The sequence below is a fragment of the Anaerobiospirillum succiniciproducens DSM 6400 genome (genome assembly GCF_000482845.1).
GTDB lineage: Bacteria > Pseudomonadota > Gammaproteobacteria > Enterobacterales > Succinivibrionaceae > Anaerobiospirillum > Anaerobiospirillum succiniciproducens.
Window position 1 is genome coordinate 1 of the sequence record NZ_AXWV01000036.1, and the last position, 13,632, is coordinate 13,632.

Sequence of the window (13,632 nt, forward strand, 5' to 3'; positions counted from 1 at the left end):
GACTACGACGTTGATAGGTTGGATGTGGAAGCGCAGTGATGTGTGAAGCTAGCCAATACTAATGACCCGAAAGCTTGACCATACAACCCCGAAAGGTTTTAAGGCAAGGTTTCCATTAAATAGAGAGTTAAACAAAGCGACAACATGTCGCTTGCAGCTTGCTGATAGATTTTTAAATACAGATTTGCTTGGCGACCATAGTGCTGCAGACCCACCTGTCCCCATTCCGAACACAGAAGTGAAATGCAGTGACGCCGATGGTAGTGCAACGTACGATTGTGCGAGAGTAGGTCATCGCCAGGCTTAATTTTCTAATGCAAAAGCCCCTGAGCCAAAAGCTCAGGGGCTTTTGCGCTTTTAGGCTACTGTAAAAACAATCTTATAGCTTATGCAGTTGTGGCTTTTCTGATCTTGCCTTTGCTGCAGGGTAAATAAGCTAGGCTTATTTAGTTACTCTAGCGTTTATCTTTCCTTTGCTGCAGCAGCGTACGTAAGCTAGGCTGAATACGCTCGTGCTTATCTTGCCTTGGCAGCTGTTTAGGTATGCTCAAGCTTATGCAGTATCTGCCATTATCTCCTTTCTTTTGTTAACACCGCCTATTTTCAGCTTTTGCTATAATGATGAGATTATCTGATTGCACAAATGGCTATGATTAAGTCATTATCTGCATACAGATCAACCGTGCTGATGTGTTCGTTCATCGTAGTGTGCAGCTAAATGCAACAGTGCGCTGTGGCTATAGCAAGTCATTGAGCTACTATGGCTTAGTTTTAGTGAGCTTGAGTAGGAAGATAGCTAGTGACTCACTTACAATCATATTCTTATAAACAGCGCAGCTTTTTAATCTTATTGCCGCTTATGTTAATGGCGATAAGTACTTGGTCTTTGAACGCGCAAAACACTCCTAATTTGCCTGATGACTTAAGGCAAGTATTGCTTTTGAGTGTACGGATCTTTTTCCCAGGACTATTTGCCGTAGCGGTAGCGTTTTTAGTTCCTACCTTCGATCGTGTCTTTCAGATTTGCTCGGTAGCTGCAGTCTATGTAGCGTCGGTTATCTTTATTCCAGATAACCACTCTACAGCCGTATTAAATCCCATTATCTGTGTCTGTACTGCGGTGTCATCGCTGCTTGCAATGTTACCGTACTCTAGCAGCTCTAAAGATGAGCCCTTCCTTAATCAGACAGGACGTATCTTCATCAGCTTTATCTTTGTAGTGATGTTGCCTGTCGCGACTTTCATCTTTATCTACGTAGTTATTAGACAGCTCGATATCTTCATCCTCTATACGCTAGATGAAACCTTTGGCCAAAGCTTTTTATCGATTATTTATGTGCCTATTTATCTGTTGCTACAGTCAGTCGGCTTCCATGATTTAGTCGGTGAGCTGATCACTAGCCAATATCACAATAGCATGGTCACCGCGTTTGTTAATACGATAATTCTGACCAATCTGTTCTCGCTACCAGCCACAATCTTTATTCGTTCCTTCTTCACGAAACGTCATGTCAGATTATTCTTAACCTTGATGGTGGTAATTTGCATTATGACTGGATCAATAGGCGCATGCGTATCATTGAGTTTGCTCATGTTACTCATCTTCTTCCCAGGATCATTTTGCATTTTGCTTGGCTCTGCAATGCTGTGCTTTACGCTCTCTTATTTCTTGCAGGTACCAGCCATCACTACTGTAGACAATCTCTATTTACCTAATATCACTCTATCTCGTTCCCGTATGTTCTTAAATCAGGAGTCAGGTTCTGGTGTGGTATTAGAGGCTTTTGCTGTCTTTGTCCCGATGTTCACAGTAATTCTGTCTATGTTCATCAACAGGGAAAAGAAGCTTTCGCTGCGTCGCAAGATGCGCTCTTCACGTACAGGCTTTAGTATTAATGCTAATGACTCACCAGAGCTCTTAGTATTAGGTTACATTCGTGTACTTGGTGGTATTAGCAATGTAGCTGACGTGGAAGAGGACGGCTCATGGTTGTACGTGCAGGTGGTTAACCCTGAGGCAGTATCGATTCATGAGCTAAAGGTCTTGGTTAATGATAAGGTCTTAGTTGATCGCATCAATAAACTGTATCTGTGCGAGATTGGCGATCAATGTGGTGCTATCTACAAGCGCATTAGTCGTTTGATTGAAAACCCTTATGGCCAGTCAGAAATTGAAGTTCCGCTGAGCACTCCATTCCCAATTAGCTCATTGTCAGATAATGAGGCTTATCGCATCTCTGAAAATGCACAAGCTAGGATGGAAGGTGCTGCCATGACTTCTGCTTCTCGTGGTGCGCCTGTATATGGATTACGTGCCGAAGAGATGAATCGTGCCAAAGGTACAGTGGTTAGAGCAGTGGAAAATCCATCAGCCTAATGAATTTAAGTCTACAGCTCTTACGGGACTGTAGATTATAGTTAACGAATAGCCGTAACTTTATAAACGGTTTTTAGAATAATTAAGAGGTATTGCATGAGCGACAATCAGGCTTGGAAAGAGGTTTCCTTAATCACAAATGGCGATAAGGCTGAAGAGATCTCTGATATCCTCTTTTTCCTTGGTGCTGTATCCGTAACCTTCCAGGACGCTAAAGACGATCCTATCTTAGAACCACTGCCAGGTGAGCAGCGTGTATGGCCAAATACTCAGGTAGTTGGTCTGTTTGAAAAGGGCACTGATACTGACCCTGTAGTTTCTTATTTGCAGCACACTTACGGCGATAACTATCCAATTGCAGCTCATGATCTTGAAGATAAAGATTGGGTTAGAGCATGGATGGATAACTTTAAGCCAATCAAGTGCGGTGAAAAGCTGTGGATCTGCCCATCATGGTGTGAGGTTCCAGAAAAAGATGCTGTGACTGTAATGTTAGACCCTGGTCTTGCTTTCGGTACTGGTACACACCCAACCACATTCTTATGCTTAGGCTTTTTAGATTCGCTGCAGGATATGAGCAATCAGACCATTCTTGATTATGGCTGTGGCTCTGGCATTTTAGCTATTGCTGCTTTAAAACTTGGTGCCTCTCAAGCCTACGGTGTAGATATCGATCCACAAGCTTTAATTGCTTCTAAGGATAATGCTCAGCGTAATGATGTTGCCGATCGCCTTAAAGTATTTGATGGCAACAACAAGGATATTCCTCAGTGCCCAGTGGTCGTTGCTAACATCCTTGCAGGCCCATTAGCTGAGCTTGAGCCTTCTATTGCTGCTTTATGTCAAAGCCAAGGTAAGCTTGCGTTATCCGGTATTCTTGAGAGCCAGGCAGATGAAGTGATTGAGGCTTACTCTCGTGACTTTACTATCGATTACACCAAGGTCAAAGAAGGCTGGGTATTAATCGTGGGTACCCGCAAGTAAGCACATAGCACTTACATAATAATCAAGCACTGCTGTCGAACGCTACACGTATGTACATGTTGTCCTTCTCGACATATTTACAACAGTACTGATGTTTATTGAGCCCTGATAGATTAAGATCTGTCAGGGCTTTGTTATTTGTACGGCTGAATTTTTAAGGTAGGATCCATCATGGATAAGCGTCGAGTGCTAGTACTTAACTGCGATAGCTTTGCTGCAGTGACTGAAGAAGACTCATGCGCAAGAGCAGGCTTTAAGGTTAATGATGAGCCGATGCTGTTCAGGGATTATCGTGATGGCCCACGGTATAACCGTTTTATGAGTCTTCCTGCCATGCTCTCAGAGCATGTGCTCTTTAATGCCGCAGATACATTGGATATACGTTTTGGTCTAACAGGTGACAGTGCAGCAGAACTTTCAGAACCATCTGCACAGCGCATAAGTGACGATGATATCAGCTTCCTTAGTAGTTTTAAGTTCTACTCATTACCTGAATTTGGTGCTTTTAATGCAGACTTTGTAAAGCAGAACTTTGATGCCATTTTCTATTTTATGCACGGAGAGTTCACTTACAAAAGTGCATTCAATGAGGAGCTCTGTTCACTACTATTGGCAAACTCTAAGTTAACTAGCTTCATCTTCAACTTTAAGGTTAAAAAAGAGCTCCTTAACGACATTTTAAATGATGAGTTCTTGCTCCAAAGCTTAGATAAGAGCAGAGCTTCAAATAATGAGCATATGTCTGCTGACTTTGCAGGTGCTAAGAGCTTTTCGCTAAGGGCAGCAGCTTTCACTTTGTGCAAGGTATTATCACAAGCTCAAGCTATCTGCATGCTCAATGAAGATCATGATAAAGAGAGCGTCTATGCAAGCGCAAACGATCTTCAAGCTTTCTTTGCAAAGCTCAAAGAGCTCAGTGTAGTGAACTGTGAGCCTCACATCCTAAGTGCGCATAATGGCTATTTGAACTTTAGAAGTTATGAAGCGGCACGAGCCATGGTAGGCACTAGTGCTTTAATCGAGCATATCTTGTCTTATGAGTCAGTAGCTCCTGCCTCAAGCAATCACTCTGCACATGGAAATGCACAGACTGATGATAGTGCAAGTGCACAAATAACTTTTAGTGCGGGCGCTATGCAAGCTAACACCATGCGTATGGTGTCTAAGGATAATGATCTTTCCAATATGCAAGCTCACACCACGCGTATGGTGTCTAAGGATAATGATCTTTCTAAGAGGGCGAGTTTTTTAAACCGAGCTCCGATAGTAGTGATCTCATCAGAGCTCTTTACTAAGCACCCACTATTTGAACTATCTCCACTAGCATCGCGCTTGATCTGCAAAGTTATGGATGTATTTCCAAATAGTACTATCAAGCTCTTGCTCAATGACTCAGCCTATACTTTCTTTAATGCAAGCGACGATAGAGCTGCAGCTACTGCCTTTGCAAGTAATCTCTTTGCTATGGAAAAAGACCGCAAAGATCTTGTGTTTGCCGAGGCGTTTAAAGAAATACAGTCAGTAAATCAGCACCGTTATTCAGATGCCCAGTTAAGTAGCCTGTGGTGCGATCGAATCAATGCTAGCCTCGATAAGAACATTAAACGCGATCTCTTTTTAAAGCACGGTGGCGATCCTTTTGTAGATGAGATCAGCGCTTTTTATGCACAACGTGAGGACGTATCAAGCGAGTTTAAACTCTATTGCGATCCTATCGAGCAGTGTCTGTTGATACGCGATTACGATGAGTTTATCCATGAGGACTTTGATGTTCTGATCTCTGATCGCTTCTATGAGCAAATGCTAGCTTTAAGTGCTGGCAAGGCCGTGTTTGGTCTTAGCAATGATTTTGATCCTGCTTTAGAGGCGGACTTAAACTATTTTGCATTAAGCAAGGATCACGTACCTGCATCTGATGATGAAAGGGAGATGCTCTTAAATGAGTATGCTCACTTGAAGAGAGCGGGTTTAATGCGTCTTGTCTTGTCGGTTGGCGGCTATAAGAAAGCAACCTCAGGATCATTTGGTATTGATGATTTTGTCTGTCAGCTCTCGCTTAAAACACTGATTGATAACGGCTTGAGTGAGTCGCTACATGGGTTCAAGAGTAAGTGGGATGTTACTAAGCTGCAACAGCGTTTAGATGCTTACTACCATTGCAAGATCGAGTTTATCACGACCTTAAAAGCAGCCTTTGATAAAGGCGATCAGGGCCTAACAGACCATAGCCTTACTAAGGGAGATCATGAGCATGATGCAGATAGTGCCAATGTATCTTTAGTAGATAAGCTGCATACTGCGCAACTGTCTAACTTTACCGAGGCAAACCGCTATCAATTACAGTGGATGTTCTTAAGCTACTTTGCACGCTTTAAGCAATTCAAGCAGTATGGAAAAAGCGATTTTAGCAATGCCAATGTTTTAAGCTTTGGCTGTTCTCGTGGCCGTGAGGCTTGCGATTTAGTGACTTATTTCCCCGGCTCTAAGATTCTGGGAGTAGATATCAATCCTGATGCTATTTGCAGAGCGCTGCAAATGAGAGACAACCTCTGTGTTGGCAGCAATGACGCTAGTGGTATGCATAAGGTTGAAGTCTATGGCAAGCAGGCCTATATGGACTTTAAGACTACTGATGAGTTCTTCCATGCCATAGATCAAAATGACTCTACAAGGAAGTTTGATGTAGTGACAGTGATGACAGTTCTATGCCGTCATCCTGCTACCGTGAATGTGCTTCACAGCAAGGCCATCTATAGTTTTGAGGAGTTTGAGTCTTCTCTTATGCTCATAGACAGTTTGGTTAAGGTGGGCGGTTTGTTATGCCTGTTTAACGGTAACTATGATCTTCAAGATACTGCCATTGCAGAGCGTTACATTCCTTTGTTCCCATTTGACGATCTGCTGTTCACCGTGATGTCTACTAAGCGCAATTCTCAAGATGGCTCGTATGATGATGTGGATATGGCTATGGTTGAGGAGGTCATCAAGTACATGATCAAACTTCATCATCAAGAACTGTCGCTTAGCGAAGATCATGTTGTGCATCTGCCTTTAGCACTAAAAGAGCAGTATCAGATGTCATCTCCAATGGATAAGTATGGCTATGTCACTCTCTTTGATGCTGAATGTATGCGCAAGCCAATGCGTATGTGCAGCACAATTTTTATGAAGGTGTGCGATTAGCATCTTTAGATGCTGACTCTAGCAAGAGTAGATGCTGCCTCTAGCAAGAGGAGATGCTGCCTCACCACGATGTGTTGCTAGAAGATATGAGTTGCAGGCCCATATTTTAAAAAAAGCTCTGAAGAGGGGCGGGCGCTGCGTGAGCAAAGTCGCATCTTGAGGACTTTGTGCTCTAATAAATGCAATAAGTATGTATCCCAAACTAGACTAAAACACGCTAATAAATCTGATATTTATGCAGTGTAGTGCTGTAGATGAGGCAAGATACTCTAGTGCACTAGTGTTAGATAAAGCATTTGAGATGGAAATAATGGGCTATAATGTTTAATCCACGCAAATTTTGGGTGGCTTTTCTTAAGTCCAGTGTGCATCTGAACATATCATTGATTACATGCTGTCATCTGACCCGATAAGTCTTGAGGATTAAGCTAATGGCTAAAATTAGACCTCGTGAACGTTCCGCAATTATTCAGTCTTTACGTGCCGGTGTTACCCCTCGTATTGGCCTTGAACATATTCAGGTAGGCCGAGTAAACGAAGTAAAGGCGATGATCGAAGAGCTCGATAGAGTCTGCTCTGGTGGAAGCTGTTTTAAGGTCGTAGTCGGTGATTTCGGTGCTGGTAAGAGCTTCTTCTTGCAATTAGTACGTTACCTGGCTTTAGAAAAAGGCATGGTTGTCGTCAATGCAGACTTATCACCTGATCGTCGTCTCCATGCTGCTGCAGGTCAGGCTCGCTCTTTATATCAAGAGCTGATGCGTAATATGGCTACCCGTGCCCATCCTGATGGCAATGCCATGATTCCAGTTGTGGAGAAGTTTATTACTACTCAGATCGCTGCTGCTGAAGAGCAGGGTGTGGCTGTAGAAACCGTTATTAAGCACAAGCTGAGATCTTTATCTGAGTTAGTTGGCGGCTTTGACTTTGCTGAGGTAATTGCACAGTATTACAAGGCTTTTGAGTCTGGCAATGATGATCTTAAGCAGGCTGTAATTCGCTACTTACGTGGCGAGTTTGCCACTAAGACTGAGGCTCGTAATGAGCTGGGCGTCCGTTCCATCGTAACTGATAGCTCAATTTACGATCATCTCAAGCTTTTAGCACGCTTTGTCTGTCAGGCTGGTTACAAGGGCTTATTGGTTAACCTAGATGAGTTAGTAAACCTCTATAAGCTCCCATCACCACGTGCTCGTTCTGCTAACTATGAGCAGATTCTGCGTATCTTAAATGACTGTCTGCAGGGCAATACTGAGAACATTGGTTTCATGCTTGGCGGTACCACTGATTTTCTTTGCGATACCAGAAAGGGTTTATACTCATACGAGGCATTACGTTCTCGTTTAGCGGAGAATACTTTTGCTCAGATCGCCAATGTAGTGGATTATCATGGTCCAGTACTGCGACTTGAGAACCTCTCACCTGAAGAGTTGTTCGTGCTGCTTAGCAACATCCGTAATGTCTTTGCCAATGGCGATGAGAGTAAGTATCTCCTGCCAGATGAGGCGTTAACTGCATTCTTAAAGCACTGTTCTCATAACATTGGTGAGGCTTACTTTAGAACGCCACGTAACACCATTAAGGCTTTTGTTGATCTGATGTCTGTTATTGAGCAGAATCCAGAGATCAAATGGCAGTCTTTAATTGAGAATGTCCGTGTTGATAGCGAGACTGATCCATCCTTAGTTACCATCAATAACTCTGATGATGAGGACGGTGATAAGAGCTTAGGTTCATACTCATCATTTAGCTCTAACAAAGATCAAGATGACGATGATGACGAGCTAACTACATTCCAGCTCTAACAATCATCATCTACACAAGCTATAGAACCCGCCTGTACACGGTGCAGAGCGGGTTTGTTGCGTTTATACAGCCCCATCAAATGATTGCTTTTGAGCATTGGCTGTAAAGAAAGAGCGCTGTATTTTTTTTGTGTATTAGCCTTTAGATAATTGATGCCTAAAGTGTTGCGTATAAGCAATGTACATGGCCTTTGTCCTGTATTTTAGGACACTCAAGCTTGCCCTTCTGCAAGCTTATGGCATGCAAATATAGCTAGCATTAGAGGCTCTGATTGGGAAAAATAAGCAATTGCGCTGCATATTAGTGATTGTGGTTCATAATATCAGCGCCAGATCGTATCTAAAAGCTGCCTAAAAGTTTAAACCTCAAGTTAGTCTGACAAGCGATAACTTAAGGGACACATACCATTGAGTGTGTGTACGGGCGCTTACAAATACCTTTAGGCATTAAGCTTGTCTTGAGTAGTCATATAGCTCTTGCACTCATGTGCGAGTATCTGACAGCTTGTAAGGTGGAGGTCATTGATGACAGACAATTATTTACAGCTGCTGCATCCATTGGTATGCCGCTGGATCGGTGCGCAAAGATGGCGCGACTTACACCCGATTCAGAAGCAAGCTATTATTCCTGTGCTTGAGCATAAGGATGATGTCATCATTTCAGCATCTACAGCTGCAGGTAAAACTGAAGCTGCATTCTTGCCTGTTCTTACTTTCATTAAGCAAAATGAAAATAAGATCAAAGGCGTCTCAGTACTGTATATCAGCCCGTTAAAGGCATTGATTAACGATCAGGTACGACGTCTTACTGATATGGCTGAGCCATTGGGTATTAAGATCACCCCATGGCACGGTGATGTAGCCGTTAATAAAAAGAGCAATCTGTTAAAGAATCCTTCAGGCATCGTGCTGATTACTCCAGAGTCTTTAGAGTCGCTGCTCATCAATCAGACCTCGGTATTTAAAGAGGCATTTAAAGATCTAAGCTACATCGTTATCGATGAGTTCCATGCCCTGATGGGTAAAGAGCGTGGCTATCAGCTGCAGTCGCAGTTACATCGTATTGAGAACTTGATATGTAAGGTGCCTGTACGTATCGCAATTTCAGCCACCTTCTCAAATGACATTGGTTCAGTTGCCTCGTATCTGCGTTCTGGTAGCGTTCACAAAAACTGTCAGATCATTACCTCTGATCAGCATACGACCTCAGCTTTAGCTGTGAAGATCATGGGATATAACATCCCGCATATTGCTGGAGAGGAGCCTAGGTTAATACCGCAGCTGATGCATGATGATGCCATCAATCGCGTGGCTAAAGACATCTACAGATTGCTGCGTGGTAAAAACAATTTAGTCTTTACCAACTCACGTTCAGATACAGAACAACTTGCAAATAACTTACGCGAGCTGTGCCATGCCGATAGAGTGCCTGAGGAGTTTTTCCCACACCATGGCTCGCTATCTAAAGAGTTACGTGAAACCCTTGAGCATCGTTTGATTGATGGTCGTTTGCCTACAACTGCAATTTGCACCTCAACTTTAGAGCTCGGTATCGATATTAACGATGTACAATCTATCGCTCAGTTTGCACCGCCAACGTCTGTAGCGTCATTGCGTCAGCGTTTAGGTAGATCGGGTCGTCGTGATGGCCGTGCGGTTTTAAGATTGTTTATTCCAGAGAATGAACCAATCATCAATCGTATGAGCTCACTTTTGTGCGAAGATACTGTGCTTTCAGCCGCTAGCGTAAACTTACTGCTGCGCCGTTGGTATGAGCCGCCACTGCAAAAGGAATATGCTTTTTCAACGCTGATTCAGCAGACCCTGTCAGTGATCGCTTCTAACGGCTCGGTATCGGCAAAGAATCTTTATGAGCTCTTGTGCAAGACTGGTCCATTCTCACTGACCACTCCTGCAATGTATGCTCAGCTCTTACGCGCTTTAGGCGAAAACGATCTGATTGTGCAGATGCAAGATGGAACTTTGACCTTAGGACTAGAGGGTGAGTCGTTAGTTTCTAATTACGAGTTCTTTGCATCGTTTAATAACAATCGTGAATACCGCGTAGATCACGATGGTAAGACCATTGGTCGTATTCCGCTGCTAACCTCACTACAAGAGGACGATACCTTCTTGTTTGCAGGAAAAGCATGGCGCGTTACTTACTTTAATGAGCAAAAGCGCGTTATTGGCGTCAAGCCAAGTAAGAAAAAGACCTCTGGATTGCCTATTCAAGGTGCCGGCGGTCAGGTACATGATGCCATTCGCGAAGAGATGCATCGTATTTACCTTACAGGTGAGGCTCCACCTTGCTTAGATAGAGTAGCTAAAGAAAACTTTGAGCGCGGTAGGCAGTATTTCTTTAACTACGGTCTTGATAAAAAGGTGATGGTGACTGGCCCAACTGGTCTCATGCTGTTCCCTTGGAAGGGCGATCGCGTGTTAGACACCATCGTGCTGATGCTCAACAAGGCATCCATTGGCGCAAGCCGCGTGGGCTCTCATATCGAGCTTGATTATGCTAGCCTCGATAATCTTAAAACTGCAGTTATGTCCATCTTGTTTAATGGCGAGATCGACCCAAAGGAACTGCTTAAGAAAGTTAAGAACCTCGATTGGGAAAAGTACAATTGCTATCTGCCAATCGATCTTAAATATATTACCTACGCGCATACCCACCTTGATATCAAGGGCGCTTTAGATTTCTTCAAAAAGCTAGCTAAGGAGCTTTAGCCATCAAGCTAAAGCCATCGGGCTAAAGCAATTCATGGGCAGCGCATAGAGTTTGAAAGCGCTAAGCAAACGTAAGGCGCTTGCTTACATTGAGCCTTAGGCTTGCAAAGCCTCAGGCAGCGGTAGCTTTTTAGAGCGTGGATACGCTCATAGGCTAAGTCTTGTTGAGACTTAGTTATCCGTTAAGTTGGCTTATAAGCCTAGTGGCGGTATTTAAGGATGGTGGCAAAGTACTTTGAGCCACTGTTTTGTGTTCTAAATCATTTAGCTTTGCTAAGGAGGCTTAATTGAAAATCGTAAGACGAAAATTAGTTGATGATTCACACTTAAGCTTCATTGCAGATCCTATTTTGCGTCAGCTCTTAGCCGCTCGAGGTATTAAAGAGCCGTCTGATCTTGATAACAGCCTCAAGCAGATGCTTTCTCCTTACAGCATGCTAGATTTAGACAAGGCTGCCAATATCATCGCTCAGTCCATCATCAATCGTGAGCACATCATGATTGCTGGTGACTATGATATTGATGGCATGACTGGTACTGCTTTAGGCGTACGCTGCTTAAAGGCTTTTGGTCTGCCAGAGCAATTGATTTCTTACTATGTGCCATCTCGCTATGACGATGGTTATGGTCTTAACAAGACGGTTGTAGATCGCGCCCATAAAGCAGGGGTACAGCTCATTATTACCGTGGATAACGGTATTGCTGCATTTGATGCAGTCGCTCATGCAAAAGAACAAGGCATTAAGGTAGTAGTAACCGATCACCACGAGGTACAAGAAAACATTCCAGTGGCCGATGCGGTAGTAGATCATAAGCGTAAGGGCGATACTTTTGCCTCTAAGCACTTGTGCGGCGTAGGCGTGCTCTTCTACGTCATGATCGGTACTCGTGCTAAGTTAATTGAAGAGGGCTACTATCAAGACACCAAAGCCGCGCCAAATATGAGCCAGTTTTTGGACTTAGTTACCTTAGGCACGATTGGCGATGTGATGTCCTTTGATGCTAACAATCGTCGCTTGATTAAGGCTGGTTTAAAGCGTATTCACAAGGGTCAATGTAGCCCAGGTTTATTAGCCTTACTTGATTACTTGAAGATTGATTGCTCCAAAGTAAAGATCAAGACCATCTCTTTTGATCTGTGCCCGCGTTTTAATGCCGCAACTCGTATCAGGATTGCGCAAAATCCTGCCATCATGACCTTGCTTAGTGATGACTATAATTCAGCACTTATCTACGCTAAACAGCTCGATATGTGCAATAAGCGTCGTATGGATCATGAGAAGGTCATGCTTAGCCGTGCTATGGAGCTGTATAAAGAACAACGTAATCAGGCAGAGATAGCAGCTTCTAAGAGTGGACAAGGTAAAGATGCCTCTAGTGATGCACTCCTTGCGCAATATGCTTTAGCCTCAGAGCAGGCTGCAAAAGCAACAGAAGATCCTGCGTTAAACTCTGCTGATCTCATGGATATTGAAGATGCTTACGACTCATTTGATGAGGCGGCGCAAAAGCAAGACTACAATGCCGGTATCGTGCTGTACGATCCAACCTTCTTAACTGGCATTTTAGGTCTAGTGGCCAATCGCATTAAAGAGCGTTACAAGAAGCCAAGCATGGTCTTTGGTTGTGATGAGGGCGCTAAGGTTGATGATGGTATCAATCTGATGAGTGCGGTGGACAATTACAATGATGAGCTCAATGCAAGTTCACAGACTGTCCCATCTGGAGAGCTGAATATCACTCCTGCGCCACTAAGCTTTAATAATGCTGACAGCACACTTAGTGAAAACAAAGATCCAAATGCACTTGCCGATGGTATGCGTATTGCCGAGGTAGCACGCATTCGTTCGGCCGCATCAGGTATTCTCTCAAGCATCGATAAGGCTGAGAATGTAGAGGCTGCGTCTAAGCAAAAAGAAGCCGTAGGTCAGCGTAAGATCGTCGGCTCGGCTAGATCCGTGCCTGGTATCGATATGATGAAGGTCTTTGCCTACATCAAAGAGCGTGAGCCAAACATTTTCATTGCCTGTGGCGGCCATGCTGTAGCAGCCGGTGCCACTATTCGTGAGTGCGATGCTGAGCGCTTTAGATATCTCTTTGATGAAGCCTGTGCTGCTGTGCGTGAAGAGGCTGACTCTGAGGTGTGCGAGTTTACAGACTGCGATTTACCTGACTCATACTTGTGTGTTGAGTTTGCTCGTGACTTAGAACTCTTTGGTCCTTGGGGTAAGAGTTTTGAAGAGCCGCGTTTTGATGGCATCTTCTTAATTGAGAACAGTAATATCTTGGCAAACCGTCACTTAAAGTTACGACTGCGCTCCTTATCTAATCGCTTTGTTGATGGCATCAAGTTCAGAGCCAATATCAAGGAGAAGTCTTTAACTGCCAACATGAAGGTGCGCGTCATCTATACCTTAGGCGTAGATCGCTATTATGCCAATGAGCGTTTGCAGATGAATATTGAGGCCATCGAACCTGTCTAATAGCGCAAGCCACCCCAGCTCATCACGCCAATAGCTCAGAGCACGGACTAGGGCCAAGACCGAAGCAAGA

General features: G+C 43.8%; 6 protein-coding genes and 2 rRNA genes. All 8 read left to right on the plus strand.

The window, feature by feature from the left end; genetic code table 11:
• Window positions 1-82 (plus strand): 23S ribosomal RNA (locus tag H524_RS0106150); the annotation flags it as partial.
• A 105-nt stretch (window positions 83-187) separates the two neighbouring features.
• Window positions 188-303 (plus strand): 5S ribosomal RNA (gene rrf, locus H524_RS0106155).
• 637 nt (window positions 304-940) lie between these two features.
• Complete coding sequence (locus H524_RS17290) at window positions 941-2,377, plus strand: hypothetical protein (protein WP_156907558.1); 1,437 nt, start codon at window positions 941-943, stop codon at window positions 2,375-2,377.
• 96 nt (window positions 2,378-2,473) lie between these two features.
• Window positions 2,474-3,361, plus strand: coding sequence for a 50S ribosomal protein L11 methyltransferase (prmA, locus tag H524_RS0106165; protein WP_027939594.1), 888 nt, complete (start codon window positions 2,474-2,476; stop codon window positions 3,359-3,361).
• A 171-nt stretch (window positions 3,362-3,532) separates the two neighbouring features.
• The gene (locus H524_RS0106170) at window positions 3,533-6,544 is read left to right on the plus strand and encodes a class I SAM-dependent methyltransferase (protein WP_027939595.1); all 3,012 of its coding nucleotides are present in this window, start codon (window positions 3,533-3,535) and stop codon (window positions 6,542-6,544) included.
• A 431-nt stretch (window positions 6,545-6,975) separates the two neighbouring features.
• Window positions 6,976-8,346: an ATP-binding protein gene (locus tag H524_RS14550; RefSeq protein ID WP_044121622.1), complete on the plus strand. Its 1,371-nt coding sequence runs from the start codon at window positions 6,976-6,978 to the stop codon at window positions 8,344-8,346.
• A 525-nt stretch (window positions 8,347-8,871) separates the two neighbouring features.
• Window positions 8,872-11,079: a DEAD/DEAH box helicase gene (locus H524_RS0106180; RefSeq protein ID WP_027939596.1), complete on the plus strand. Its 2,208-nt coding sequence runs from the start codon at window positions 8,872-8,874 to the stop codon at window positions 11,077-11,079.
• Window positions 11,080-11,366: 287 nt separating this feature from the next.
• Entirely contained in the window at window positions 11,367-13,562 is a 2,196-nt protein-coding gene (locus H524_RS16460; RefSeq protein ID WP_027939597.1) for a single-stranded-DNA-specific exonuclease RecJ, read from the plus strand.
• The last annotated feature ends 70 nt before the right edge of the window (window positions 13,563-13,632 follow it).